This window comes from Pseudomonas sp. HMSC063H08, from assembly GCF_001813645.1.
GTDB classification, from domain to species: Bacteria; Pseudomonadota; Gammaproteobacteria; order Pseudomonadales; family Pseudomonadaceae; genus Pseudomonas; species Pseudomonas aeruginosa.
Map to the genome: position 1 here is coordinate 15,800 of NZ_KV813359.1, position 25,465 is coordinate 41,264.

At 67.4% G+C, this 25,465-nt stretch carries 29 protein-coding genes; 18 read left to right on the forward strand and 11 right to left on the reverse strand.

The window, feature by feature from the left end:
* The first annotated feature begins 45 nt into the window (after positions 1–45).
* The 9 genes from glcD to HMPREF2924_RS04645 all read left to right on the forward strand — a co-directional run bounded on the left by glcD (position 46) and on the right by HMPREF2924_RS04645 (position 7,126).
* On the forward strand, positions 46–1,545 hold the full coding sequence (glcD, locus tag HMPREF2924_RS04605; protein ID WP_003136273.1) for a glycolate oxidase subunit GlcD: 1,500 nt from the start codon (positions 46–48) through the stop codon (positions 1,543–1,545).
* Positions 1,545–2,624, forward strand: coding sequence for a glycolate oxidase subunit GlcE (gene glcE / locus HMPREF2924_RS04610; protein WP_003136272.1), 1,080 nt, complete (start codon positions 1,545–1,547; stop codon positions 2,622–2,624). The genes glcD and glcE overlap by 1 nt, the downstream gene beginning before the upstream one ends.
* A gap of 9 nt (positions 2,625–2,633) precedes the next feature.
* On the forward strand, positions 2,634–3,860 hold the full coding sequence (gene glcF / locus HMPREF2924_RS04615) for a glycolate oxidase subunit GlcF (RefSeq protein WP_003136271.1): 1,227 nt from the start codon (positions 2,634–2,636) through the stop codon (positions 3,858–3,860).
* Positions 3,861–3,864: 4 nt separating this feature from the next.
* Positions 3,865–4,266: a heme-binding protein gene (locus tag HMPREF2924_RS04620; RefSeq protein WP_003096637.1), complete on the forward strand. Its 402-nt coding sequence runs from the start codon at positions 3,865–3,867 to the stop codon at positions 4,264–4,266.
* A 133-nt stretch (positions 4,267–4,399) separates the two neighbouring features.
* Positions 4,400–4,567: a rubredoxin gene (locus HMPREF2924_RS04625; RefSeq protein WP_003098330.1), complete on the forward strand. Its 168-nt coding sequence runs from the start codon at positions 4,400–4,402 to the stop codon at positions 4,565–4,567.
* A 183-nt stretch (positions 4,568–4,750) separates the two neighbouring features.
* Entirely contained in the window at positions 4,751–4,918 is a 168-nt protein-coding gene (locus HMPREF2924_RS04630; RefSeq protein ID WP_003098329.1) for a rubredoxin, read from the forward strand.
* A gap of 51 nt (positions 4,919–4,969) precedes the next feature.
* Positions 4,970–6,124: a rubredoxin-NAD(+) reductase AlkT gene (alkT, locus tag HMPREF2924_RS04635; protein WP_003136270.1), complete on the forward strand. Its 1,155-nt coding sequence runs from the start codon at positions 4,970–4,972 to the stop codon at positions 6,122–6,124.
* A gap of 201 nt (positions 6,125–6,325) precedes the next feature.
* A complete protein-coding gene (locus HMPREF2924_RS04640; RefSeq protein WP_003096630.1) occupies positions 6,326–6,598 on the forward strand; it encodes an HU family DNA-binding protein in 273 nt (90 codons plus the stop codon).
* A 135-nt stretch (positions 6,599–6,733) separates the two neighbouring features.
* Complete coding sequence (locus HMPREF2924_RS04645) at positions 6,734–7,126, forward strand: hypothetical protein (protein ID WP_003136269.1); 393 nt, start codon at positions 6,734–6,736, stop codon at positions 7,124–7,126.
* A 71-nt stretch (positions 7,127–7,197) separates the two neighbouring features.
* Here the strand turns inward: HMPREF2924_RS04645 and HMPREF2924_RS04650 are convergent, their stop codons facing one another.
* The 3 genes from HMPREF2924_RS04650 to oxyR form a co-directional block, all read right to left on the reverse strand.
* Positions 7,198–8,607, reverse strand: a complete 1,410-nt coding sequence (locus tag HMPREF2924_RS04650; protein WP_003136268.1) for an aminoacyl-tRNA deacylase and HDOD domain-containing protein — start codon at positions 8,605–8,607, stop codon at positions 7,198–7,200.
* A gap of 89 nt (positions 8,608–8,696) precedes the next feature.
* A complete protein-coding gene (gene recG, locus HMPREF2924_RS04655; RefSeq protein ID WP_003136267.1) occupies positions 8,697–10,772 on the reverse strand; it encodes an ATP-dependent DNA helicase RecG in 2,076 nt (691 codons plus the stop codon).
* Positions 10,769–11,701, reverse strand: a complete 933-nt coding sequence (gene oxyR / locus HMPREF2924_RS04660) for an oxidative stress transcriptional regulator OxyR (RefSeq protein WP_003096622.1) — start codon at positions 11,699–11,701, stop codon at positions 10,769–10,771. The genes recG and oxyR overlap by 4 nt, the downstream gene beginning before the upstream one ends.
* 137 nt (positions 11,702–11,838) lie before the next feature.
* Here oxyR and HMPREF2924_RS04665 point away from each other — a divergent pair, with 137 nt between their 5' ends.
* From HMPREF2924_RS04665 to HMPREF2924_RS04675, 3 genes are all read left to right on the forward strand, one after another.
* Positions 11,839–12,690, forward strand: a complete 852-nt coding sequence (locus tag HMPREF2924_RS04665) for an SDR family oxidoreductase (protein WP_003096618.1) — start codon at positions 11,839–11,841, stop codon at positions 12,688–12,690.
* A complete protein-coding gene (locus tag HMPREF2924_RS04670; protein WP_003096615.1) occupies positions 12,690–13,490 on the forward strand; it encodes an AraC family transcriptional regulator in 801 nt (266 codons plus the stop codon). The genes HMPREF2924_RS04665 and HMPREF2924_RS04670 overlap by 1 nt, the downstream gene beginning before the upstream one ends.
* A gap of 66 nt (positions 13,491–13,556) precedes the next feature.
* Positions 13,557–14,177, forward strand: a complete 621-nt coding sequence (locus HMPREF2924_RS04675; RefSeq protein ID WP_003096613.1) for a LysE family translocator — start codon at positions 13,557–13,559, stop codon at positions 14,175–14,177.
* A 6-nt stretch (positions 14,178–14,183) separates the two neighbouring features.
* Here the strand turns inward: HMPREF2924_RS04675 and HMPREF2924_RS04680 are convergent, their stop codons facing one another.
* The 6 genes from HMPREF2924_RS04680 to HMPREF2924_RS04705 form a co-directional block, all read right to left on the reverse strand.
* Positions 14,184–14,915, reverse strand: a complete 732-nt coding sequence (locus HMPREF2924_RS04680; RefSeq protein ID WP_003096611.1) for a hypothetical protein — start codon at positions 14,913–14,915, stop codon at positions 14,184–14,186.
* 54 nt (positions 14,916–14,969) lie between these two features.
* Entirely contained in the window at positions 14,970–15,350 is a 381-nt protein-coding gene (locus HMPREF2924_RS04685; protein ID WP_003096609.1) for a RidA family protein, read from the reverse strand.
* Positions 15,351–15,411: 61 nt separating this feature from the next.
* Positions 15,412–17,517, reverse strand: a complete 2,106-nt coding sequence (gene spoT / locus HMPREF2924_RS04690; RefSeq protein WP_003096603.1) for a bifunctional GTP diphosphokinase/guanosine-3',5'-bis pyrophosphate 3'-pyrophosphohydrolase — start codon at positions 17,515–17,517, stop codon at positions 15,412–15,414.
* Between the two features lie 65 nt (positions 17,518–17,582).
* Entirely contained in the window at positions 17,583–17,849 is a 267-nt protein-coding gene (rpoZ, locus tag HMPREF2924_RS04695) for a DNA-directed RNA polymerase subunit omega (RefSeq protein WP_003096602.1), read from the reverse strand.
* 88 nt (positions 17,850–17,937) lie between these two features.
* A complete protein-coding gene (gmk, locus tag HMPREF2924_RS04700) occupies positions 17,938–18,549 on the reverse strand; it encodes a guanylate kinase (protein ID WP_003098317.1) in 612 nt (203 codons plus the stop codon).
* A 58-nt stretch (positions 18,550–18,607) separates the two neighbouring features.
* On the reverse strand, positions 18,608–19,471 hold the full coding sequence (locus HMPREF2924_RS04705; RefSeq protein ID WP_003096599.1) for a YicC/YloC family endoribonuclease: 864 nt from the start codon (positions 19,469–19,471) through the stop codon (positions 18,608–18,610).
* Between the two features lie 180 nt (positions 19,472–19,651).
* Here HMPREF2924_RS04705 and rph point away from each other — a divergent pair, with 180 nt between their 5' ends.
* Together rph and HMPREF2924_RS04715 are read left to right on the forward strand one after the other, a co-directional pair.
* Entirely contained in the window at positions 19,652–20,371 is a 720-nt protein-coding gene (rph, locus tag HMPREF2924_RS04710; RefSeq protein WP_003096595.1) for a ribonuclease PH, read from the forward strand.
* A 46-nt stretch (positions 20,372–20,417) separates the two neighbouring features.
* Positions 20,418–20,789: a DUF4870 domain-containing protein gene (locus tag HMPREF2924_RS04715; RefSeq protein WP_003096590.1), complete on the forward strand. Its 372-nt coding sequence runs from the start codon at positions 20,418–20,420 to the stop codon at positions 20,787–20,789.
* Between the two features lie 68 nt (positions 20,790–20,857).
* Here HMPREF2924_RS04715 and HMPREF2924_RS04720 read toward each other — a convergent pair whose 3' ends face one another.
* Positions 20,858–21,637 carry an exodeoxyribonuclease III gene (locus HMPREF2924_RS04720; protein ID WP_003098313.1) on the reverse strand — a complete coding sequence of 260 codons (780 nt, stop codon included), beginning with the start codon at positions 21,635–21,637 and terminating at the stop codon, positions 20,858–20,860.
* A gap of 80 nt (positions 21,638–21,717) precedes the next feature.
* Here HMPREF2924_RS04720 and pyrE point away from each other — a divergent pair, with 80 nt between their 5' ends.
* Entirely contained in the window at positions 21,718–22,359 is a 642-nt protein-coding gene (pyrE, locus tag HMPREF2924_RS04725; RefSeq protein ID WP_003096586.1) for an orotate phosphoribosyltransferase, read from the forward strand.
* A 20-nt stretch (positions 22,360–22,379) separates the two neighbouring features.
* Positions 22,380–22,997, forward strand: coding sequence for a hypothetical protein (locus HMPREF2924_RS04730; protein WP_003136264.1), 618 nt, complete (start codon positions 22,380–22,382; stop codon positions 22,995–22,997).
* Here HMPREF2924_RS04730 and HMPREF2924_RS04735 read toward each other — a convergent pair.
* A complete protein-coding gene (locus HMPREF2924_RS04735; protein ID WP_003096582.1) occupies positions 22,977–23,441 on the reverse strand; it encodes an acyl-CoA thioesterase in 465 nt (154 codons plus the stop codon). The two genes, HMPREF2924_RS04730 and HMPREF2924_RS04735, sit on opposite strands and share 21 nt — an antisense overlap.
* Positions 23,442–23,614: 173 nt before the next feature.
* On the opposite strand from HMPREF2924_RS04735, the gene HMPREF2924_RS04740 reads away from it, so the two are divergent.
* Positions 23,615–24,004, forward strand: coding sequence for a c-type cytochrome (locus HMPREF2924_RS04740; protein WP_003098306.1), 390 nt, complete (start codon positions 23,615–23,617; stop codon positions 24,002–24,004).
* Positions 24,005–24,081: 77 nt separating this feature from the next.
* Positions 24,082–25,410, forward strand: a complete 1,329-nt coding sequence (locus HMPREF2924_RS04745) for a D-arabinono-1,4-lactone oxidase (RefSeq protein WP_074197704.1) — start codon at positions 24,082–24,084, stop codon at positions 25,408–25,410.
* Positions 25,411–25,465 lie beyond the last annotated feature (55 nt).

The window sequence follows — 25,465 nt, forward strand, 5'->3', positions numbered from 1 at the left end:
GGACGCTTGCTGATCCCGCCGACAACCACAACAAGGACAGCCGCCATGAACATCCTCTACGACGAGCGTCTGGACGGTCCGCTGCCGCAGGTGGACAAGGATGGCCTGCTGGCCGAGTTGCGCCTCCGCCTGCCCGACCTCGAACTACTGCACGCCGCGGAAGACCTGCGTCCCTACGAGTGCGACGGACTCTCGGCGTATCGCTGCACGCCGTTGCTGGTGGCATTGCCGGAACGCATCGAACAGGTTCAGGGCCTGCTCGCCCTCTGCCATCGGCTGAAGGTACCGGTCGTGGCGCGCGGTGCCGGCACCGGCCTGTCCGGCGGCGCGCTGCCGCTGGAGAACGGCGTGCTGCTGGTGATGGCGCGTTTCCGGCGGATCCTCGAGATCGATCCGCTGGGTCGTTTCGCCCGGGTCCAGCCTGGCGTGCGCAACCTGGCGATCTCCCAGGCCGCTGCCCCTCATGGTCTGTACTACGCACCGGACCCGTCCTCGCAGATCGCCTGCTCCATCGGCGGCAACGTCGCGGAGAACGCCGGCGGCGTGCATTGCCTGAAGTACGGCCTGACCGTGCACAACCTGTTGCAGGTGGACATCGTGACCCTGGAAGGCGAGCGCCTGAGCCTGGGGTCCAGCGCCCTGGACAGCGCCGGCTTCGACCTGCTAGCGCTGTTCACCGGCTCCGAAGGGCTGCTCGGCGTGGTGGTGGAGGTCACCGTCAGGCTGTTGCCGCGCCCGCCGGTGGCGAAGGTCCTGCTGGCCAGCTTCGACGATGTGGAAAGCGCCGGGCGGGCGGTGGCCGACCTGATCGGTGCCGGCATCGTCCCGGCCGGGCTGGAAATGATGGACAACCTGTCGATCCGCGCCGCCGAGGACTTCATCCATGCCGGCTATCCGGTCGATGCGGCGGCGATCCTGCTCTGCGAACTGGATGGCGTGGAAGCCGACGTGCACGAGGATTGCGAGCGGGTCCGCGAGCTGTTCGAGGCGGCTGGCGCCACCTCGGTGCGACAGGCCCAAGACGAGGCCGAGCGCCAGCGCTTCTGGGCCGGGCGCAAGAATGCGTTTCCGGCGGTCGGGCGGATTTCCCCCGATTACTACTGCATGGACGGCAGCATCCCGCGCCGCGAGCTGCCGCGGGTGCTGCATGGCATCGCCGAGCTTTCGCGCGAATACGGCCTGCGGGTGGCCAACGTATTCCACGCCGGCGACGGCAACATGCACCCGCTGATCCTCTTCGACGCCAACCTGCCGGGCGAGCTGGAGCGCGCCGAAGCGCTGGGCGGCAGGATCCTCGAGTTGTGCGTGGCGGTAGGCGGCAGCATCACCGGCGAACATGGCGTCGGCCGCGAGAAGATCAACCAGATGTGCGCTCAGTTCAATGCCGACGAGCTGACCCTGTTCCACGCCGTGAAGGCGGCGTTCGACCCGGCCGGGCTGCTCAATCCCGGCAAGAACGTGCCCACCCTGCATCGCTGCGCCGAGTTCGGCGCCATGCACGTCCACCACGGTCGACTGCCGTTCCCCGAACTGGAGCGTTTCTGATGAGCCAGCCGTATTTCGATCCGGACGCTGGCGCCGACCATGCCGGCGCGCTGCTCGAGCGGGTCCGCGACGCCCTGGCGCGGCGCGCCCCGCTGCGCATCGTCGGCGGCGATAGCAAGGCGTTCCTCGGCAGGCCGGTCGCGGGCGAACCGCTGGCGCTCGCCGAACACCGCGGGATCGTCGCCTACGATCCCTGCGAACTGGTGATCACCGCCCGTGCCGGTACGCCGCTGGACGAGCTACAGGCCGTGCTGGCGCGCGGCGGGCAGATGCTTGCCTGCGAGGCGCCGGGTTTCGGCGGCCGGGCGACGGTCGGCGGGGTGCTCGCCAGCGGCCTGTCCGGACCGCGCCGGCCCTGGGCGGGAGCGGTACGCGATTTCGTCCTCGGCACGCGGCTGATCAGTGGCCTGGGCACCCACCTGCGCTTCGGCGGCGAGGTGATGAAGAACGTCGCCGGCTACGACCTGTCGCGGTTGCTGGCGGGCAGCTTCGGTTGCCTCGGGGTGGTCACCGAAGTGTCCTTCAAGGTGCTGCCCATGCCGCGCTGCCAGGCCGGCCTGAGCCTGGACCTGCCGGTGGCGACGGCGTTGCGCAAGCTGGCCGAGTGGGGAGGCCAGCCATTGCCGATCAGTGCGGCCTGCCACGACGGCGAAGCCCTGCGCCTGCGCCTGGAGGGCGGCGAGGGCTCGGTACGCTCGGCGCGCGACCGCCTCGGTGGCGAAGCGCTCGAGGACGGCTTCTGGGCCGACCTGCGCGAGCAGCGCCTGCCGTTCTTCGACGACCCGCGACCGCTCTGGCGCCTGTCGCTGCCGGCGCTGGCGCCGGAGACGCCGTTGCCCGGTCGTCAGTTGCTGGACTGGGGCGGGGCGCTGCGCTGGCTGAAGAGCGACGCGCCGGCCGCGGACATCCGCGCGTGGGCCGCCGCCCATGGCGGTCACGCCACCTGCTACCGCGCCGGCCATCTCGATGCGCCGTTCCAGCCGCTACCGCCTGGACTGCTCGGTCTGCACCGGGCACTCAAACGCCAGCTCGACCCGCAGGGCATCTTCAATCCCGGGCGGATGTACGCCGAACTCTGAGGAGGCGCGATGCAAACCAACCTCTGCGATTCCGCCCGGCAACGCGCCGAGGCCGCCGAAGCCGAGCGCATCCTGCGCAGCTGCGTGCACTGCGGTTTCTGCAACGCCACCTGCCCGACCTACCAGGAGCTGGGCGACGAACTCGACGGCCCGCGCGGACGGATCTACCTGATCAAGCAGTTCCTCGAGCGCGACGAGGCCAGCGAGCGCACCCGCCTGCACCTCGATCGCTGCCTGAGCTGCCGCAACTGCGAAACCACCTGCCCGTCCGGAGTCGAGTACCACAAGCTGCTGGATATCGGCCGCGACCTCCTCGCCGAACGCCTGCCGCGCGGCTTCCGGCAACGCCTGCTGCGCGACGGGCTGCGCCTGCTGGCCCCGCGCCCGGGGTTGTTCGGCGCGCTGGCCGGCGCTGCCGGGCGGCTGAGGCCTCTGCTGCCTGAGGCGATGCAGGGCAAGCTGCCACGTCGGGTCGCGGCGCCGGGCAGGCGGCCGCAGCCCCGGCATGCGCGGCGCGTGCTGCTGCTCGAAGGTTGCGTGCAGCCGGCGCTGTCGCCGAACACCAACGCCGCCGCCGCGCGGGTTCTGGACCGCCTGGGAATCAGCGTGACGCCGGCGGCCGCGGCCGGCTGCTGCGGCGCGCTGGATTTCCACCTGGATGCGCAGGAGCGCGGCCGCCAGCGCGCGCGGCGCAATATCGACGCCTGGTGGCCGTTGTTGCGCGAGGGTGCCGAGGCCATCGTGCAGACCGCCAGCGGCTGCGGCGCCTTCGTCAAGGACTACGCCTACCTGCTGCGCGACGACCCACGGTACGCGGACAAGGCGCGCGAGGTCGCCGCCGCTGCCCGCGACCTGGTGGAAGTGCTTCGCGACGAGCCGCTGGAATCCCTCGGCCTGCGCTGCGACCAGCGCCTGGCATTCCACTGCCCATGCACACTGCAGCACGCGCAACGACTGGGCGGGGCCGTGGAGGCGGTGCTGCGGCGACTGGGCTTCCATCTCACCGAGGTGGCCGACGGTCATCTCTGCTGCGGCTCCGCCGGCACCTACTCGCTGACCCAGCCGGCGCTGTCCCGGCGTCTGCGCGACAACCGCCTGGACGCCCTGGAAAGCGGCGCGCCGGATGTCATCGCCACGGCCAACGTCGGTTGCCAGGCCCATCTCGACGGGGCCGGACGGACCCCGGTACGCCACTGGATCGAGCTGCTCGACCAGGCCTTGCCCGGAGGAGAGTGAAACCATGCACAGCAAGCCGGTACTCGGCCGCGAGGAGGTCGCCCGCGTCCTTGGCGCGGCCCGCGAGGAGGCACAGCGCCAAGGCTGGGCGGTGAGCATCGCGGTGGTCGACGACGGGGGCCACCCGCTGGCGCTGGAGCGCCTCGACGGCTGCGCGCCGATCGGTGCCTACATCGCGACGGAAAAGGCCCGCAGCGCCGCCCTCGGGCGCCGGGAAACGAAGCGCTACGAGGACATGATCAACGGCGGACGCAGTGCCTTCCTCTCGGTGCCGCTGCTGCAGGCCACCCTGGAGGGCGGCGTGCCGATCCTGGTGGACGGACAGGTGGTCGGCGCGGTCGGGGTTTCCGGCGTACGCGCCGAAGAGGACGCCCAGGTGGCGCGGATCGGAGCCGAGGGGCTGTGAGGCGACCGGTGGGCACCACCCATCTTTGGTTGGCCCGTTCGGCACCACCTTGCCTTTCGGGCAGGTTGGCGGACAGGGTGGATTTGTTATAGGTTGCCGGCGCTGAACCGTGGTAACCCGCCCGAGGTAAACAATGAAGAAGTGGCAATGCGTGGTGTGTGGACTGATCTATGACGAGGCCAAAGGCTGGCCGGAAGAAGGCATCGAGGCGGGAACGCGCTGGGAAGACGTGCCTGAAGACTGGCTGTGCCCCGACTGCGGCGTCGGCAAGCTGGACTTCGAGATGATCGAAATCGGCTGAGCCCCGCTCGCCGGCGAAGAAGGCGGCCCTGGCCGCCTTTTTTCATGCCTGGCCAGCGGCCGTCCAGGGGTTATCCTTGGGGCTTGGGTCCGGTCATTGACTGTCCTGCCGGGAACGCCCGGCAGCCTTGCCGTTGGCCGGCCACCGACGCTGAGCTAGGTTCGACGAACGAGGAGGGTGGCTATGCGCAAGTGGCAATGCGTGGTCTGCGGCTTCATCTACGACGAAGCCCTGGGCCTGCCCGAAGAAGGCATTCCGGCGGGAACCCGTTGGGAGGACATCCCGGCGGACTGGGTCTGCCCGGACTGCGGTGTCGGCAAGATCGATTTCGAGATGATCGAGATCGCCTGAGCGAAATCCACAGAAGCGGCGCCCGGCGCCGGCAATCACAGAGGAACGGAAATGAGCGAGCGTGCGCCCCTGGTAATCATCGGAACCGGCCTGGCGGGCTACAACCTGGCCCGCGAGTGGCGCAAGCTGGACGGCGAGACGCCGCTGCTGATGATCACCGCCGACGACGGCCGTTCCTATTCCAAGCCGATGCTCTCCACCGGCTTCTCGAAGAACAAGGACGCCGACGGCCTGGCCATGGCCGAACCGGGCGCCATGGCCGAGCAACTGAACGCGCGCATCCTGACCCATACCCGGGTCACCGGTATCGATCCGGGCCATCAGCGGATCTGGATCGGCGAGGAAGAGGTGCGTTATCGCGACCTGGTCCTGGCCTGGGGTGCGGAGCCGATCCGGGTGCCGGTCGAGGGCGATGCCCAGGACGCGCTCTACCCGATCAACGATCTGGAAGACTACGCGCGCTTCCGCCAGGCGGCTGCCGGCAAGCGCCGGGTACTGCTGCTCGGTGCGGGGCTGATCGGTTGCGAATTCGCCAACGACCTCTCCAGCGGCGGCTACCAGCTCGACGTGGTGGCGCCTTGCGAGCAGGTCATGCCGGGCCTGCTCCACCCGGCCGCGGCAAAGGCCGTGCAGGCCGGCCTGGAAGGCCTCGGCGTGCGCTTCCACCTGGGGCCGGTGCTGGCCAGCCTGAAGAAGGCCGGCGAGGGGCTGGAAGCGCATCTTTCGGATGGCGAGGTGATTCCCTGCGACCTGGTGGTCTCCGCCGTCGGCCTGCGTCCGCGCACCGAACTGGCCTTCGCCGCCGGGCTGGCGGTCAACCGCGGGATCGTCGTCGACCGCTCGCTGCGCACCTCCCACGCCAACATCTACGCGCTGGGCGACTGCGCCGAAGTGGACGGCCTCAACCTGCTCTATGTGATGCCGCTGATGGCTTGCGCACGCGCGCTGGCGCACACCCTCGCCGGCAACCCCAGCCAGGTGGCCTACGGTCCCATGCCGGTGACGGTGAAGACCCCGGCCTGCCCGCTGGTGGTGTCGCCGCCGCCGCGCGGAATGGATGGCCAATGGCTAGTGGAAGGCTCTGGAACGGACCTCAAGGTCCTGTGCCGGGATACCGCTGGTCGAGTGATCGGTTATGCCCTGACCGGAGCGGCGGTGAACGAAAAATTGGCCCTGAACAAAGAGTTACCCGGCCTCATGGCTTGAATGCCATTGGTTCCGGCCGTTATGCCGTCGAGACTTGCGGCAAAATTGTCGGACGATACTGGCGCAGTCCTCGGGAGCATGCCATCCTCCATCGCGTCTACCGCAGTCTAGAGCCTATGGTTCCGGTGGACTGCGGTGCCTTTGAGCGCTGCTGGGAAGACAGCACGGACACAAAAACAACAAACCGTCAAAGAGGCAACTATGCGTAAACCAGAACTAGCCGCCGCTATCGCCGAAAAGGCCGATCTCACCAAGGAACAGGCCAATCGCGTTCTCAACGCCCTGTTGGATGAAATCACCGGCGCGCTGAACCGCAAGGACAGCGTGACCCTGGTCGGTTTCGGCACCTTCCTGCAACGCCATCGCGGAGCCCGCACGGGGAAGAACCCGCAGACCGGCCAGCCGGTGAAGATCAAGGCCAGCAACACCGTCGCCTTCAAGCCGGGCAAGGCCCTGCGCGACGCGGTCAACTGACCGCCGAGAGCCCGGAGTCAGAGCGGCTCCGGGCTTCGTCGAAGACGCTTCCGCGCTCATCGAAAGGACAGCTGTAGTCCTCCTCGCGAACAGCTACAATGCGCCGCTCATCTCCCCGGATATCGAGGCGCGTGCATGAAATTTCGTCTTCTCCTGTGGATGCTTGGTCGCCTGATGGCCAAGGCCAGCCGCGACAATCCCGCTTTCCAGAAGCAGCTCGAGGGCAAGGACCTGGTGTTCCAGTTGCATACCCTCGACGGCAAGGTGGCGCGCCACTACCTGGTCAGGGACCTGCGCGTCAGCAGCAAGCGCGGTACCCATCCGCAACCGGCATTTTCCCTGGGGTTCAAGGACGGAGCCTACGGTTTCGCCGCGATGACTTCGAAGAACCCGCAGTTGGCCTTCATGCAGGGCATCCAGAACAAGGACATCCAGATACAGGGCAATCCGGCGCTGGTGATCTGGTTCCAGGGTCTGGTGAAGTACCTCAAGCCGAGGAAGAAGGCTCCGGAGAAGAAAGCCGCCTGAGGGCGGCTTTCGATCTCATCCGGGCTGCGGCCGCAGCCTTTCGGTAGTGCGTTTCGCGGCGGACTACCCGGTCACCCCGGCAAGCGATTGAACTGGGCCGCCAGTTCGCGCAGGGCCGCTTCCGCTTCCAACACCTTTTTCACGGCGTCCCCGGCCTTCTCCGGGGTGATCCCCAGGCGCTCGTACAATGCCGCCGGAATCGCTTGCTGCGGGCCATCGCCGATGCCGCTGTTGCGCAGCAACCGGTTGGTCAGGCAGATCAGGTTGGCGTAGACCGCGTTCGGCCCGGTGTAGCTGGGGTCCTGCTGGAAGCGCAGGGCGCAATAGAGGTCGTCAGGCATGTCCCAGACGCGCATCAGCCAGGCGCCGATCTGCTCGCGGGTGATCCCCAGCAGGTGCTGTTCGATGTAGGCATGGCCGAGGTGCGGGTTGACCTCCAGGTGCCGGCAGATCAGCGAGAAATGCGGCGGGAAGACATGCGCCAGGACCAGGTAACCGAAATTGTGCAGCAGGCCGCCCAGGTAGCTCAGGCCGGACTCCGGGCGCAGTTCGCGTGGCATGGCGCGGGTCAGGCCCTCGATCACCGCGGCGGTGTAGATCGCCTGCTGCCAGTAGGGCGTGGCCTGCTGCGGCTGGTCCTTGGGCAGGCTCAGGCTCTTGCCCAGGGCGAGGCCGAGGGCCAGGTTGATCACCAGGTCGAAACCGAGGACGCGGACGATCGCGTCTTCCACCGAGCGGATCTTGCCCGGCGCGGCGTAGTAGGGCGAGGCCGCCCAACTGACCACCTGGGCGGCGAGCGCCGGATCGGTTTCCACCAGGCCGGTGATGTCGTCGACGCTGGCGTTGGGGTCGACCCGCAGCTTGATGATCTTCTGCGCCGTCTGCGGCAGCGGTGGAATCTCGATGGTCTGCTCCAGGCGCTGCTGGATGCGCCGGGCGGTGAAGGCCTGCACGGCCTGGCTGATTTCCGCGCGGTCATCGTCCGGGCGGTCAAGGTTCAGGTTGATGTTTTCCAGCGGTTCGCCGAAGCGCGCGGCGCTGGCCTTGCCCAGCAGGCCGCGGAAGTCGTTGCTGGCGATCTCCAGGAGGATGCCGGGCTGGCCGGACTCGATCAGCAGGCGCGGTTCCTGCAACAGGCGCTCGTCGTACAGGCAGGGCGAACTGGTCAGGGGCGGCAACGCCGGCAGGCGGTGCAACTCGTGCTTGCCGAGCATTCGTTCCAGGCGCTCGGGCTCGATCGCCAGCAGCTTGCGGCCGGTCAGTTCGGTGAGCCGGGCGAGGTCCAGCAACTGGCTCTGCGGGAACAGCACCAGCAGGGTGCCGACGGCGTCGTCCAGCAGCACCGCCTGGACCCGGCGGGCGGCAGGCAGCTCCGCGCTGTCGCTGACCTCGCGGCAGGCGATGCCTAGCTTGGCGAGCAGCTGGAGGATGACCTGGGGGGCGTGAGGAGCATCGGCGGAGGCCAGGGCGGCTTCTGTCATGACGAGACCATGCGAGCTGGATTTTCCCTCAGTATAACCAGAGCTGCTTCAAGACTGAGACCTACGCCGGTCAGCGAGAGCGAAATAGATCACACTTGACCGTATTGCTGGCCGTGGCGCAACCACCGTTCGAGCAGCGGGCTGACATGCTGCGGCCAGTGCGCCAGGAGGGATTGGGCGGCATCGCGGACCGCCGGCAGCAGGTCTGCGTCGCGCATCAGGTCGGCGACCTTGAATTGCAGCAGGCCGGTCTGGCGGGTGCCGAGCATTTCGCCGGGGCCGCGCAATTCCAGGTCCTTCTCGGCGATGACGAAGCCGTCGCTGGTTTCGCGCATGATGCCCAGCCGCTCGCGGCCGATCTGCGACAGCGGCGGGTGGTAGAGCAGCACGCAGTGGCTGGCGGCGCTGCCCCGGCCAACCCGGCCGCGTAGCTGGTGCAGTTGGGCCAGGCCAAGGCGCTCGGGGTTCTCGATGATCATCAGGCTGGCGTTGGGCACGTCGACGCCGACCTCGATCACCGTGGTCGCCACCAGCAGTTGCAACATGCCTTCCTTGAAGGCCTCCATCACCACGGCCTTGTCCGCCGGCTTCATGCGCCCGTGGATCAGGCCGACACGCAGTTCGCCCAGCGCCGAGGAAAGCTCTTCGTAGGTGGTCTCGGCGGCCTGGCAGGTAAGCTCCTCGGACTCTTCGATCAGGGTACACACCCAGTAGGCCTGGCGCCCTTCGCGGCAAGCCGCGCGGACTCGCTCGATCACCTCGATACGGCGGCTGTCGGCCACCAGCACGGTATTCACCGGGGTACGCCCGGGCGGCAGCTCGTCGAGGATCGAGGTGTCGAGGTCGGCATAGGCGCTCATCGCCAGGGTCCGCGGGATCGGCGTGGCGGTCATGAACAACTGGTGCGGGCAGAGCCTGCCGTCCACGCCCTTCTGGCGCAGGGCCAGGCGCTGCTGCACGCCGAAGCGGTGCTGTTCGTCGATGATCGCCAGTGCAAGGCGCTTGAATTTCACTTCATCCTGGAACAGCGCGTGGGTGCCGACCACCATCGGCGCGCCGTCGCCGATGCGTTCCAGTGCCGCCGCGCGGGCCTTGCCCTTGAGCTTGCCGGCCAGCCAGGCGACTTCGATGTCCAGCGGCTGGAGCCACTTGCTGAAGTTGAGGAAATGCTGCTCGGCGAGGATCTCGGTCGGCGCCATCAGCGCCACCTGGTAGCCGGCCTCTATGGCTTGCAGGGCGGCGAGGGCGGCGACCACGGTCTTGCCGGCGCCGACGTCGCCTTGCACCAGGCGCAGCATCGGTTCGTCCTGGGCCAGGTCGTAGGCGATCTCCGCGCCGACCCGGCGTTGCGCGCCGGTTGGCTGGAAGCCGAGGTTGGCAAGGAAGCGTTTCGGCAAGCGGCTGGCCGCCGGCAAGCGCGGCGCTGCCTGCGAACGCACGGCTTCGCGCAGGCGCTGCAGGGATAACTGGTGGGTCAGCAGTTCTTCGAAGGCCAGGCGCAACTGCGCCCAGTGCCGGCCTTCGGCCAGTTCCTCGATGTCGGCATCCGGCGGCGGCCGGTGCAGGTAGCGGATCGCCTGGTCGAGCGGGCCAAGTTGGTAATCGCGGGCCAGTTCCGCCGGTAGCCAGTCGGGCAGGCTGCTGGGACCGAGCATGGCCAGGGCCTGTTGGCTCAACTGGCGCAGGCGCTGCTGGGTGAGTCCTTCGGTAGTCGGGTAGATCGGCGTCAGGGTCTGCTCCACCGGAATCGGCTCGTCGCCGTTCAGCGCGCGGTATTCCGGATGGTAGATCTCCAGGCCCGAGGCGCCCGGCCGGACTTCGCCGTAGCAGCGCAGGTGGGTGCCGCGCTTGAGACCGTCCTTCTGCGCCTGGCTGAAATGGTAGAAGCGCAGGCTCAGGGTGCCGCTGCCGTCCTGCAGGCGCACCAGCAGGCTGCGGCGGCGCCCCATCACCACGTCGGCGCCGGCCACCACGCCCTCGACCACCGCGTCGGCCCCTGGCCGCAGGGCGCCGATGGCGGTGACGCGGGTACGGTCCTGGTAGCGCAGGGGCAGGTGGAACAGGATGTCCTGCAGGGTTTCCAGGCCTACCCGAGCGAGCTTCTCCGCCAGCGCGGCGCCTACGCCCTTTAGCGCGGTGACCGGGACCCTGGACAGCTCGGTCATGCGATTTGCGGTTGTTCCTGGGTTTGCGGGCGGGCCACCGAGCACAGGCGGATCGAGTCGGCCAGCACTTCGATGGCGCGTGGACGCGGGAAGCTGGCGCGCCAGGCGATGGCAACGGTACGGAACGGCACCGGCGCGCTGAACGGGCGCACTTCGATGACGCCCGGGGCGTAGTGGTGGCTGTCCACCGCGGAGAACGGCAGCACCGAGACGCCCAGTCCGGAGGCGACCATGTGGCGGATGGTCTCCAGCGACGAGGACTCCACCGTGGTGTGCTTGTTCTCGTCGCCCTTGCGCACGGTCGGGCAGGCTTCCAGCACCTGGTCGCGGAAGCAGTGGCCTTCGCCGAGCAGGAGCAGGCTCTTGTCGTTGAGCAGCTCGGAATCGATGCTGGCCTTGGCGGTCCAGGGGTGGTCGGCCGGCATCAGCACATAGAAAGGCTCGTCGAACAGCGGCTTGGTCAGGACGTCGGCTTCCTGGAACGGCAGGGCGATGATGATCGCGTCGAGTTCGCCGGTGCGCAGCTTGTCGCGGAGGATATGGGTGAAGTTCTCCTCGATGTACAGCGGCATCTGCGGCGCGACCCGGTGCAGCTGGGGAATCAGGTGCGGGAACAGGTACGGTCCGATGGTGTAGATGGCGCCGACCTTCAGCGGCGCGGCCAGCTGGTTCTTGCCGGCCTGGGCCAGCTCGCGGATGCCCTGGGCCTGTTCGAGGACCTTCTGCGCCTGGGCGACGATGCCTTCGCCCACTGGCGTCAGGCGCACGGCGCTCTTGCTGCGCTCGAAGATCAGCACCCCCAGCTCGTCCTCGAGCTTCTTCACGCCGACCGAGAGGGTCGGTTGGCTGACGTGGCAACGCTCGGCGGCGCGGCCGAAGTGTTGTTCCTGGGCGAGGGTGACGATGTAGCGCAGTTCGGTGAGGGTCATGGCTGCTCATCCGTTAAGATCGGCCAAGCATAGCGGCTGCACCGCCGCGAACCAACCTCCGGGGGCATGATCGGGCGTGCATTGCAGACGATTCGACGCCTACACTGCCCGCCTTGTTGTAGGAAGGAGACGGCTTCATGTCGCAAACAGTGATGATCGCCGGCTGCGGCGATGTCGGCGGGCGCCTCGGCGAGGCGCTGCTGGCCGATGGCTGGCGGGTCCATGGCCTGCGTCGCTCGGTGGACGCCTTGCCGCAGGGGATCCTGCCGGTGGCTGGCGATCTGCAGGCTCCGGAGTGTCCCGCGCAGTGGCCGAGCGAGCCGCTCGACTACCTGGTGTACAGCGCCGCCGCCAGTCAGCACGACGAGGCTGGCTACCGTGCCGCCTACGTCGACGGCCTGCGCCATGTGCTGGGCTGGTTGCAGGCCCACGGCCAGCGGCCCAGGCGCCTGCTGTTCGTCTCCAGCACCGGGGTCTACGCGCAGACCGATGGCGGCTGGATCGACGAGGAGTCGCCGGCGCTTTCCCAGGCCTATTCCGGACGGATCATGCTCGACGCCGAGCAGGTCGCGCTGGACAGCGGGATACCGGCTACCCGCGTGCGCCTGGCCGGCATCTACGGTCCGGGGCGGGAATGGCTGCTCAACCAGGTGCGCCAGGGTTACCGGGTGGTCAGCGAGCCGCCGCTGTATGCCAACCGGATCCACGCCGACGATGCGGCCGGGCTGCTGGCCTTCCTGTTGCGCGCCGATGCCGGCGGCCAGGCGCTGGAGGACTGCTACATCGGTGTCGACGACGCGCCCGTGGCGATGCACGAGGTGGTCGACTACCTGCGCCAGCGCCTGGGCGTCAGCCAATGGGCCGACGAACATTCGGTACGCCGCGCCGGCAGCAAGCGTTGCAGCAACCGCCGCGCCCGGGCGCTCGGCTGGGTGCCGCGCTATCCGAGCTACCGCGAGGGCTACGCGGCGGTGCTCGGGGACGCCTGATGGCTGCCAACCGGTTGTTGGCGCGTCCCTGGCTGCCTGGCGTGGAGCTGTTCCATGCGGACTTCTCCGGCCAGGCGTTCGGCCGCCACAGCCATTCGGCCTTCGCCATCGGCTCGATCCTCCACGGCGTCGGCGGCTACCAGTGCCGCGGGCGGCGCCATGCGCTGCCGGCCGGCACCCTGTCGCTGATGAACCCGGAAGAGCCGCATACCGGGCACGCCGAATCCGAGCGGCTGGTCTACCGGATGCTCTATGTCGAGGAAACGCGCCTGCTCGGCCTGCTCGGCCGCAAACAGTTGCCGCGCGGCTTCGGCGAACTGAACCCGGCCGACGACGGCAGCGTGGCGGTTGGCCTGGCGCGACTGGCCGAGGACTTCCAGCGCAGCGACGCATTGGGGTTGGAAAGCCGCCTGCTGGCCTTGCTCGAACAGGTCTTCGTGCGCCACGGCGGCTTGCGCCCGGCGGCCGCGGCGCCCCGCGACGGCGGAACCACCGCACGCCTGCGCGATTACCTGGAAGCGCATGCCACCGAGGCGCTCGGTCTGGACCAGCTGGCGCAGTTGCTGCAGCGCCACCCGCGCCACCTGATCGAGGCTTTCCGGCGTGCCTACGGCGTGCCGCCGCATACCTACCAACTGCAATGCCGGGTGCGCCAGGCCAAGCGCCTGTTGCTGGAAGAACGGCCGCTGGCGGAACTCGCCCAGCACCTCGGCTTCTACGACCAGGCGCACTTCTCCACGACCTTCCGGCGTTTCACCGGGGTCACTCCGGGGCAGTTCCGGCGCAGCGCCAAGACCTGAGTTTTTTCCAATACGGCGCCCGCCGCGCTGCACAGACTGGAGGCCTTCGCGTTTCGAGGGGCCTTCATGTTCGCCGCGTTCGTCCTTGTCGCCAGTACCCATTTCGCTGCCCTGCTGTCGCCGGGGCCGGACTTCTTCCTGTTGGTGCGCGCCGCCCTGCTGCGCGGCCGGCGCCAGGCCGACGGGGTGGCCGCCGGCATCGCCCTGGCCAACCTCCTGAGCATGCTGCTGGTGCTCGGCCTGCTGGCCAGCGTGCCGGACTCGGCGCACAGCGCCTTGCGCTGGCTGCAGGCGCTCGGCGGACTGTACTTCCTCTGGCTGGCGGGCCAGGCGCTGCTTGCGCAGAGGCGACTGGAAATGCCGGCGCAGCGCGACGTCCCGTCCCGCGGCGGCTATCTGCGCGGGCTGCGCGACGGCCTGCTGGCGAGCAGCCTGAATCCCAAGCTGCCGATCTTCTATGCGGGGCTGTTCGGCGTGCTGGCGCGCTTCAGCCTGCCGGGCTGGGCACTGGCCCTGTGCCTGGCGTGGATGAGCCTGGCGGTGCTGTGCTGGGACATGGCGCTGGTGCGCCTGCTGGACAGGCCGCGCTGGCGCGGCTGGTTGCAACGGCGGGTAGGTGCGCTGGACCGGCTGTGCGGCGTCCTGCTGCTGGCGCTGGGCGGCTGGCTGGTGCTGGCCGCCCTCTGAGAGGCGTCAGCGCTCCAGCAGCCAGACGCGCTTGCCGGGCACGTAGCTGGGCATCTCGTTGGCGCCGGCGGTATTGACCGCTTCGAACAGTTGCAGCTCGTCGTCGTCGAGGCTGAACAGCAATTCGCGGCCGCGGTTGCCTTGTTGCAGCCAGATGCTGTCGTTGTCGCCGCTCATCGCCGCGCAATCGCCGGCCAGGCACAACGCGTAGCGTTCGGCGCCGGGCAGACCGCTGACCAGGCCATTGGCCTGGAACTCGACCTTGCCGCCCTGGCCCTGGCCTTCGCGGATCTTCCAGCTGCCCTTCAGATAGCTGCCGTACAAGGCCCGCTCGAAACCGCTGCCGGCAGGGCTGTTGGCCGCGGGTTGCGGGTCGAGACGGCGGAAACGCTGTTCCGGGCCGTTGGCGCTGGCCTGCTGGATCAGCTCCTTGCCGTCCAGTTCGAGGCTCTCCTGGTTGTCGTCGCCATAGAAGGCAACCTTCCAGTGCTCGTCATCGCTCTTGCTCAGGGTCCCTTCGCCCAGTTCGAAGCCGTTGCTGAAGGTGGCTTCGCCTGCCTTGCTGTCGAGCTTCCATTCCAGGTTCGGGCCATAGGCGAGCAGGGCCTCGCGCAGCTTGCCGTCCTTGCTCGCGGCGTCGATGGCGGCCTGGTTGATCCAGGTGCCGGACGGATCGGCCGTGCCGGCGCAGCCGGCCAGCAGGGTGGCGGCTGCGGCGAGGAAAATCACGCGGCGCATCGTGCTACTCCATGCAGAGCGACGGGGCCTTGGGCCCCGTCGCGAACATCCGGCTTACTCGAGGACGACGATGGCGTCCATTTCCACCTGTGCGCCCTTCGGCAGGGCGGCCACGCCGATGGCGGCGCGCGCCGGGTAGGGCTGGGTGAAGTAGCGGCCCATGATCTCGTTGACCTTGGCGAAGTGCGACAGGTCGGTGAGGAAGATGTTCAGCTTGGCGACGTCGTGCAGGTAGCCGCCGGAAGCCTCGATCACCGCCTTGAGGTTCTCGAACACCTGGACGGTCTGCTCCTCGAAGCCTTCCACCAGTTCCATGGTCTTCGGGTCCAGCGGGATCTGCCCGGACACGTAGACGGTATTGCCGGCCTTGATGGCCTGGGAGTAGGTGCCGATGGCGGCCGGGGCGTTGTCGGTGTGGATAACGGTCTTGGTCATGGGAACTCCTTGCTGAAATCGAGTGGGCGCGGGGGCGCCGGATGACACAGGAAAAAGCGGGTCAGCTGCGCAGGCGGGTGATCCGGATCACTCCCTTGAGGGCGCGCAGCTTCTTGATGACGCGGGCCAGGTGGACGCGATCGTGCACGCTGACGACCAGCTGGACCACGCTGATGCGACCGTCGCGCTCGTCCATGCTGATCTTCTCGATGTTGCCGTCGGCCGCGTTGACGCTGGTGGCGAGCAGGGCGATCAGGCCACGCTGGTGCTCCAGCTCGACGCGCAGTTCGACATTGAATTCGCCGGTGACATCCTTGGCCCAGCTGAGCTGGATGCATTTTTCCGGGTTGTGGCGTACTTCGCTGATGTTCTTGCAGCTTTCCAGGTGCACCACCATGCCCTTGCCGGCGGACAGGTGGCCGACGATCGGGTCGCCGGGAATCGGCGTGCAGCACTTGGCGTAGCTCAGGACCAGGCCTTCGGTGCCGCGGATCGCCAGCGGACCCTCGGCGCTCGGCGCTTCCTCGCCCTCGCTGGACAGCAGGCGGCGGGCGACCACGTAGGCCATGCGGTTGCCCAGGCCGATCTCTTCCAGCAGGTCCTCGAAGACTTCCATGCGGTACTCGGCGAGCACGGCCTGGATGCGTTCCTGGGGAATCTTCTCGAGGTGGCTGTCGAAGCCGGTGAGGGTCTTGTTCAGCAGGCGCTCGCCGAGGTTGATCGACTCGGAGCGGCGTTGCAGCTTGAGCGCATGGCGGATATGGGTGCGCGCCTTGCCGGTGACCACGAAGCTCAGCCAGGCCGGGTTCGGCCGGGCGCCCGGGGCGGTGACGATTTCCACCGTCTGGCCGCTCTGCAACGGCTCGGAGAGCGGCGCCAGGCGGCGGTTGATGCGGCAGGCGATGCAACTGTTGCCGACGTCGGTGTGCACCGCGTAGGCGAAGTCGACCGCGGTGGAACCCTTGGGCAGTTCCATGATGCGGCCCTTGGGCGTGAACACGTAGACCTCGTCCGGGAACAGGTCGATCTTCACGTTCTCGATGAATTCCAGCGAGTTGCCGGCGCGCTGCTGCAGTTCCAGCACGCCCTTCACCCATTGCCGGGCGCGGGCATGGGTGCCCTTGGGCGTCTCGTCGTTGGACTTGTACAGCCAGTGCGCGGCGATCCCGTGGTTGGCCATCTCCTCCATCTCGCGGGTACGGATCTGGATCTCGATGGGCACCCCGTGCATGCCGAACAGGGTGGTATGCAGCGACTGGTAGCCGTTGGCCTTGGGAATCGCGATGTAGTCCTTGAAGCGTCCGGGGAACGGCTTGTACAGGCTGTGCACGGCGCCCAGTACGCGATAGCAGGTATCGACCTTGTCGACGATGATGCGGAAGGCGTAGACGTCCATGATCTCGTTGAACGCCTTACGCTTGCCGCGCATCTTCTGGTAGATGCTGTAGAGGTGCTTCTCGCGGCCGATCACCTGGCCTTCCATGCCTTCGCGGGCGAGGCAGTTGACCAGCGACTCCTGGATCTTGCCGACGATCTCGCGGCGGTTGCCGCGGGCCTTCTTCACCGCCTGGCGGATGCGCTCGGCGCGCATCGGGTGCATGGCCTTGAAACCGAGGTCCTCGAACTCCACGCGCATGGTGTGCATGCCCAGGCGGTTGGCGATGGGCGCGTAGATTTCCAGGGTTTCCTTGGCGATGCGCCGGCGCTTCTCGCCGGACAGCACCTCGAGGGTGCGCATGTTGTGCAGGCGGTCGGCCAGCTTGACCAGGATCACGCGGATATCGCGGGCCATGGCCATGGCCATCTTCTGGAAGTTCTCGGCCTGGGCCTCGGCCTTGGTCTCGAAGTTCATCTGGGTCAGCTTGCTGACCCCGTCGACCAGTTCCGAAACCGTCTCGCCGAACTGCGCGGTGAGCGCTTCCTTGGCGATGCCGGTGTCCTCGATCACGTCGTGCAGCATCGCGGCCATCAGGCTCTGATGGTCCATGTGCATGTCGGCGAGGATGTTGGAGACCGCCAGCGGGTGGGTCACGTACGGCTCGCCGCTGCGGCGGCGTTGCCCGTCGTGGGCCTGCTCGGCGTAGTAGTAGGCGCGGCGGACCAGGTTGACCTGGTCCGGCCCGAGGTAGCTCGACAGTCTGTCGGCGAAGGCGTCTATGCCCGGCAAGGGTTCACCCCCTGCCCGTAGGCGGGTTGCGGCGCTCGCAGGCGACGTCGAGCCGAGGCCATGGCTTACAGGGCCTCGGTGTTGGCCTCGTCGTCGAACGCTGCGAACAGCGGTTCGTCCTCGACGATGTCTTCCTGCTGGACGACGTTCTCATCGACCAGGCCGGAAGCGATCTCGCGCAGGGCGACGACGGTCGGCTTGTCGTTTTCCCAGGCCACTTTCGGCTCCTTGCCGCCGGTAGCCAGCTGACGGGCGCGCTTGGTGGCGAGCATGACCAGCTCGAAACGGTTATCGACGTTGTCCAGGCAGTCTTCAACGGTGACGCGGGCCATGGTGTTCCTCGTAACGAAAAGTGAGCCCGACGTTTGCCGGGCGGACTGAATAGTCTAAAAAATCGCCAATCTTTATGGAAGAGCCGATTTAGGCGAGCAGACGACCGAGCAGTTCGGCGTGGCGTTGCTGCTGGGCGTCCTGGCGCAACTGGCGGGCGCGGAAGATCGCCTTGAGGTCGTCCAGGGCGTGGGCGAAATCGTCGTTGATCACCAGGTGATCGTACTCCACGTAGTGGCTCATTTCGCTGACGGCTTCGCGCATGCGCCGCTCGATCACCTCGTCGCTGTCCTGGCCGCGGTTGGTCAGGCGCTGGCGCAGGGCTTCCTGGCTCGGCGGGAGGATGAAGATCGATTGGGCCTCGGGCATCAGCCGGCGCACCTGCTGGGCGCCCTGCCAGTCGATCTCGAGGATCAGGTCGAGGCCTTCGGCGAGGGTTTTCTCGACCCAGCGCTGCGAGGTGCCGTAGAGGTTGCCGAAGACTTCGGCGTGCTCGAGGAACTCGTTGCGTTCGAGCATGGCGAGGAATTCCTCGCGGCTGGTGAAGTGGTAGTTGACCCCGTCCACCTCGCCCGGACGCATGCCGCGGGTGGTATGGGAGACGGACACGCGGACCTCGGGGGCGGCGTCGAGCAGGGCCTTCACCAGGCTGGTCTTGCCGGCGCCGGAGGGAGCGGAAACGATGTACAGGGTGCCGGACATGAGGTGTTCCTGGTGCTTCGTACGGGTTGGAAAGAGATCGGGCGGAGGCGCCCGCCGGTCATTCGATGTTCTGGACCTGCTCGCGCATCTGCTCGATCAGGACCTTGAGGTTGACCGCCGCCTGGGTCGAGCGCGGGTCGAACGCCTTGGAGCCTAGAGTGTTGGCTTCCCGGTTGAGTTCCTGCATCAGGAAGTCCAGGCGCCGACCGGCGGCGCCGCCGGCCTTGAGGACCCGGCGGACCTCGCCGACGTGGGTGGCGAGGCGGTCCAGCTCCTCGGCGACATCGCTCTTCTGCGCCAGCAGGACCAGTTCCTGCTCCAGGCGCTGCGGATCGAGTTCGGCCTTGAGTTCGGCGAAGCGGTCGAGGATCTTCTGCCGCTGGTTGGCCAGCATGGTCGGCACCAGTTCGCGCAGGTTGCCGACTTCCACCAGCATCGCGTCGAGCCGATCGTTGAGCAGCTTCGCCAGCTCCTGGCCTTCGCGCGAGCGGCCGGCCTTGAGTTGCTCCAGGGCCTGGCCGAAGGCTTCCAGGGCGGCGGCGTTGAGCGCCTGCGGATCGGCCGAGTCGGCCACCAGTACGCCGGGCCAGGCCAGCACGGCGAGCGGATCGAGAGGCGCCGGCTGGCGGATCAGGGCGGCTACGCCTTCGGCGGCGGCGACCAGTTGGCGGGCGCGCTCCTGGTCGACCTGCAGGCTCTTGCCGGCGGTTTCCTCGGCGAAGCGCAGGGTGCATTCCACCTTGCCACGCGACAGGCCCTGGCGCAGCGCCTCGCGCACCGCGCCTTCGAGGTCGCGGAAGGCGTCGGGCAGGCGCAGGTGGGGCTCCAGGTAACGGTGGTTGACCGAGCGCAGCTCCCAGCTCAGGGTGCCGTGGGTACCGGCCTGCTCGACGCGGGCGAAGGCGGTCATGCTGTGCACCATGGGTCTACCTCGATAGTCGTGTGGGGAGTGCGTTCGGCGCCGGACGCGCGCGGCTGCCGTGATTCGAGCCGGGCATTGTAACCCACGTCCGGCGGGGCCCGCACGCCGACGGTGGTTGAGAGCCCGGGCTGGCCTCTATAATGGCGGCCAATTCCGCTTTCTCAGTACAGGATATCCACGATGAATCGTCCCAGTGGCCGTGCCGCCGACCAGCTGCGCCCGATCCGCATCACCCGCCATTACACCAAGCACGCAGAAGGTTCGGTGCTGGTCGAGTTCGGCGATACCAAGGTGATCTGCACCGTCAGCGCCGAGTCCGGGGTGCCGCGCTTCCTCAAGGGCCAGGGCCAGGGTTGGCTGACCGCCGAGTACGGCATGCTGCCGCGCTCCACCGGCGAGCGTAACCAGCGCGAGGCCAGCCGCGGCAAGCAGGGCGGTCGTACCCTGGAGATCCAGCGCCTGATCGGCCGTTCCCTGCGAGCGGCGCTGGACCTCAGCAAGCTCGGCGAGAACACCCTGTACATCGACTGCGACGTGATCCAGGCCGACGGCGGCACCCGCACCGCCTCGATCACCGGCGCCACCGTGGCGCTGATCGACGCCCTGGCGGTGCTGAAGAAGCGTGGCGCGCTCAAGGGCAATCCGCTGAAGCAGATGGTCGCCGCCGTTTCCGTGGGCATCTACCAGGGCGTGCCGGTCCTCGACCTGGACTACCTGGAGGATTCCGCCGCGGAAACCGACCTGAACGTAGTGATGACCGATGCCGGCGGCTTCATCGAGGTGCAGGGAACCGCCGAAGGCGCGCCGTTCCGTCCCGCCGAGCTGAACGCCATGCTCGAACTGGCCCAGCAGGGCATGCAGGAGCTGTTCGAACTTCAGCGCGCCGCGCTGGCCGAATGAGCAGACGCCCGGCACTGCCTGCCGGGCCCCGGAGAAGGAGCGCTACATGAACGATGTATCCGAAGAGGTCGCCGCGACCCCCGGCCAGGAAGCCCGGCAATGGGCGATGTTCTGCCATTTCGCGGCGTTCATCGGCCTGGTGTTTCCCTTCGGCAGCCTGCTCGGGCCGCTGATCGTCTGGCAACTCAAGCGCGAGAGCGATCCGTTCGTCGACGCCCAGGGCAAGGAAGCGCTGAACTTCCAGATCACCGTGGCGCTGGCGATGTTCGTCAGCTTCCTGCTGATGCTGGTGGTGATCGGCTTCTTCCTGCTCGGCCTGGTCTGCCTGGCGGCGCTGGTGTTGACCATCATCGCCGGCATCAAGGCCAACGAAGGCAAGGCCTATCGCTATCCGTTCTGCCTGCGGCTGATCAAGTAGGTCGCACGTGGAATAGAGTGGAATAGAAAAGCCGGCGCATGCGCCGGCTTTTTCGTGTCTGACAGGGCTCAGATGCTCAATTGCCAGTCGTAGTCGACGATCAGCGGCGCATGCTGGGAGAAGCGCGGCTGGCGCGGCAGCTTGGCGTTGCGCACGAAGCGGCGCAGGCCGGGGGTCAGCACCTGGTAGTCGAAGCGCCAGCCGAGGTTGAGCATCTCGGCCTGTTCGCTGTCCGGCCACCAGCTGAACTGGTCGCCTTCGCGGCTGACTTCGCGCAGGGCGTCGGCATAGCCGAGGTTGCCGAACACTTCGTCCAGCCAGGCCCGTTCGGGCGCGAGGAAGCCCGGCATCTGCTGGCATTCGCGCCAGTTCTTCACGTCCATCTTCTGATGGGCGACGTACAGCGAGCCGCAATAGATGTATTCGCGGCGCTTGCGACGCTGCTTGCTCAAGTAATGGGTGAAGTCGTCCATGAACTTGAATTTCTGGTTCAAGCTCTCGTCTCCGCTCTGCCCGGAAGGCAGCAGCAGGGTGGCGATACTCACCTTGTCGAAGTCGGCTTGCAGGTAGCGCCCGTAACGATCGGCCGTTTCGAAACCTAAGCCGCTGATCACAGCTTTGGGCTGCAAACGGCTGTAGAGTGCGACACCGCCCTGTTCGGGTAGCTCGGCATCGCAGGCATAAAGGAAGTAGCCGTCCAGTTGGAAGGACGGGTCATCCAGATCGAAGGCGGAGGCTCGGGTGTCCTGCAAGCAGATCACGTCGGCATTCTGTGCTTGCAGCCAACTGAGCAAACCGCGCTCGGCCGCAGCCTGAATACCATTCACGTTCACACTGATGATCCGCATAAATGGCCCCCAAAATCACGTGCGTGTATGATACCCGAGCTCAAACGGTTTAGCTAAATTCATGCGGCTTGGTGTCATTCATGCAGGCGTATCAGCGCGATTTCATTCGTTTCGCCATCGAGCGCGGGGTTCTGCGCTTCGGTGAGTTCACCCTCAAGTCCGGGCGCACCAGCCCCTATTTCTTCAATGCCGGCCTGTTCGACAGCGGCCTGGCTCTGGCCCGCCTGGGACGCTTCTACGCCGAGGCGGTGATCGACAGCGGAATCGACTTCGACGTCCTGTTCGGCCCGGCCTACAAGGGCATTCCCCTGGCCGCCACCACCGCGGTGGCCCTCGCCGAGCAGCACCAGCGCGACCTGCCCTGGTGCTTCAACCGCAAGGAAGCCAAGGACCACGGCGAAGGCGGCACGCTGGTCGGCGCGCCGCTGAGCGGCCGGGTGCTGATCATCGACGACGTGATCACCGCCGGCACCGCGATCCGCGAAGTGATGCAGATCATCGACGCCCAGGGCGCCAGGGCCGCGGGCGTGCTGATCGCGCTGAACCGCCAGGAGCGCGGCAAGGGCGAGCTGTCGGCGATCCAGGAGGTCGAGCGCGACTTCGGCATGCCGGTGGTGAGCATCGTTTCCCTGGAGCAGGTGCTGGAATATCTTGCCGAAGATGCTGAACTGAAGAAGCATCTGCCGGCGGTAGAGGCCTATCGCGCCCAATACGGTATCTGAACCTTTCACAAGGGACTGGCATGGTCGGACAGGATGTAATGCGTTGCCTGATGGCCCTGGGGCTGGTGCTCCAGGGGCTTTCCTTCGGCGCCCAGGCGGCGCCGGGCGGAGCGGTGGAGCTTTACCGCTACGTCAACGACAAGGGCGTGGTGGTGCTCGACCGCCAGGGTGTGCCGCCGCAGTACATCGGCAAGGGCTACCAGGTCCTCAACGACCAGGGCCGGGTGATCCGCACCGTACCGCCGGCGCCGACCGCCGAGGAGCTGCGGCAGCGCAAGGCGGCCCAGGCCCAGGCCAGTTCCGATGCGCAGTTGCTGCGCCTGTATTCCAGCCTCGAGGACGTCGACCGCGCTCGCGAACGGCGCCTGGCGGAACTGGACGGGCTGAGCAGCGTGGCGCGCGGCAACCTGCAGTCGCTCAAGCTGCAACAGGCCAACCTGCAAGGCCAGGCGGCCAACCAGGAGCGTGCCGGACGTCCGGTGGCGCAGGCGCTGGTGGACCAGCTGGACGATCTCAAGCAGGAGGAAAAGCGCCTGCAGGGCGAGATCGGGCGCTTCCAGAAGGCCCGCGAAGAGGCGGAAAGAACCTATGCCGCCGACCGCGCGCGGCTCTCCCAGCTACTCGGCGTGAGTCCCTGACTCCACTGGCGACTGTCGCTCGAACGCCCTGATCTTCTCGCGCAGCCAGTCCGGTACGGGCTGGCTCTGTCGCTCGTTCGCATCCGCATAGACGTAGACCAGCTCGCCGACGGTGAGCAGCTGCTCGTCGCGCCAGATGCCCAGCTCGAAAACCAGGCTGCTGCGCCCCAGCCGCGCCACGCGGGTGCCGATGTCCAGCCAGTCGTCGAAATGCGCCGGGGCGCGGTATTCCAGGGTGCTCTTCACCGCGAACAGGTCGCCTCCGCCGCGCAGCAGGTCGGCCGGGTAGGACATGCCGAGCTGGCGGTAGTACTCGGTGGTGGCGACGTCTAGATAGGTCAGGTAGTTGCCGTTGAAGACGATGCCCTGCGGATCGACCTCCGCCCAGCGAACCCGCAGGGAATGGAAGAAGGTGTAGTTCTGGCGCTGTGCTGCGCTGCTCATGCCGGCTCCTCGACGCTGCTGCAGACATCGACTCTAGACCGCCATCGCGCGGTGCGAAAGGGCTGGCCGCAGAACCCCCCGTCGCTGGCCCGCATTGCCCTCATCCTCGGGGCGTCGCGGCCTTAGTGTTGTTCGACGAGAACGCACGCCGTGCGCAACGAGAGAGGAACACCATGTCGTCCACGCTCCGCCCCGGACCGGGCAACTCGCGCCTTTGCCGCCCGGGGTTGCTGCTTGCCCTGGGCCTGATGCTGGTGGCCTGCGGAGAATCCACGGAGCCGCCGGCGCGGGCCGCCGATTCCCAGCGTGTCCCTGCGGACCCTGCGTTGGCGCAGGTGTATTCCGCCAGTTGCAAGCTCTGTCACGCCAATCCCGCCTCCGGCGCGCCGCTGACCGGCGATGCCGCTGCCTGGGCGCCACGCCTGGCGCAGGGCATCGACACCCTGCTGGACCACAGCATCAACGGCTACAAGGGCATGCCGCCCATGGGCATGTGCATGCAGTGCTCGGAAGAGCAGTTCCGGGCTTTGATCGATTTCATGTCCGCAGCGCAGGACCGATAGGGGATACCGGCATGCCAAGTCATCTGTCGCGACGCCAGCTCCTGCAACGGGCGGGAGCGCTCGGTGCGTTCGCCGCCATGGTGGGAAACCCCGCGCTGGCGGAGTTGCTCCGCGCACCGCGCCTGATTCCCTGGCGCAACTGGTCCGGCGCGCAAAGCTGCCTGCCCCTGGCGCGGGAGGCACCGAAAGACCTCGACGAACTGGTCCGGGTCATCCGCCAGGCGTCCGGCAGGATCCGCCCGGTGGGCTCCGGCCATTCGTTCAGCGCGTTGGTCCCGACCGACGGCACCCTGCTCTCACTCGCCTACTTCAGCGGCTTGCTCAGCCACGACAGCGCGACCCTCCAGGCCGAGTTCGGCGGTGGTACGCCGATGTCGCAGATGGGCGCTCCGCTCAGGGAGATCGGCCAGGCGCTGGTGAACATGGCCGACATCGATTACCAGACCCTGGCTGGCGCCATCGCTACTTCCACCCATGGCACCGGGGTCGGCTTCGGTTCCTATTCCGCCCAGGTTCGCGGTCTGCAACTGGTCACCGCGAGCGGCGAGGTGCTCGAGTGCGACGCCAAGCGCAACGTGGAGGTGTTTGATGCCGCGCGGGTCTCGCTGGGGGCGCTGGGCGTCGTGACCCGGGTGCGCCTGCAGAACCGCGCGGCCTACCGCCTGCGTGAACGGCAGTGGATCGCCCGGACCGAGGAATTGCTGGAGGACGTGGAGAAGAACACGCGCGAGAACCAGCACTGGGAGATGCTGGTGGTGACCCACTCCGACTACGCCCTGTCGATCGCCCTCAACGAGACCGACGAGCCGAAGACCCCGCCCCTGGACCCGGCGAAGGAAGGCGGCAACGAGTTCGTCGGCCTGATCGAAGGTCTCGACAAGTACCTCAGCGACTTCCCGGAAACCCGCCGTACCCTGCTCAACAGCCTGCGCCACTTCGCCCGCTTCGACGAGCGGGTCGACGATTCCTATGCGGTCTACGCCAACGTGCGCAACGTGCGCTTCAACGAGATGGAGTATTCGGTCCCCGCCGAGCATGGCCCCGCCTGCCTGCGGGAAATCCTCGCGCTGATCCGCGACAAGGACCTGCGCACCTGGTTTCCCATCGAGTACCGCTACGTGAAGGCCGACGACATTCCCCTGAGTATGTTCGAGGGCCGCGACAGTTGTTCCATTTCCGTGCATCAGCACTACAACATGGACCACCACAACTTCTTCGCCGCGGTGGAACCGATCTTCTGGAAATACGCCGGGCGTCCGCACTGGGGCAAGCTGCATGGCCTCAACGCGCACCAGTTACAGGGACTCTATCCGCGCTGGAAGGCGTTCGCCGAGGTGCGCCAGGCGCTGGATCCTCGCGGGCGGTTCCTCAATGCGCACCTCTCTTCCATCCTGGGCGTGACCTGAAAGGAGCAACGCCGTGAATCGACGCAAGTTCATGTTCGCCGGCCTCGGGGCCGGC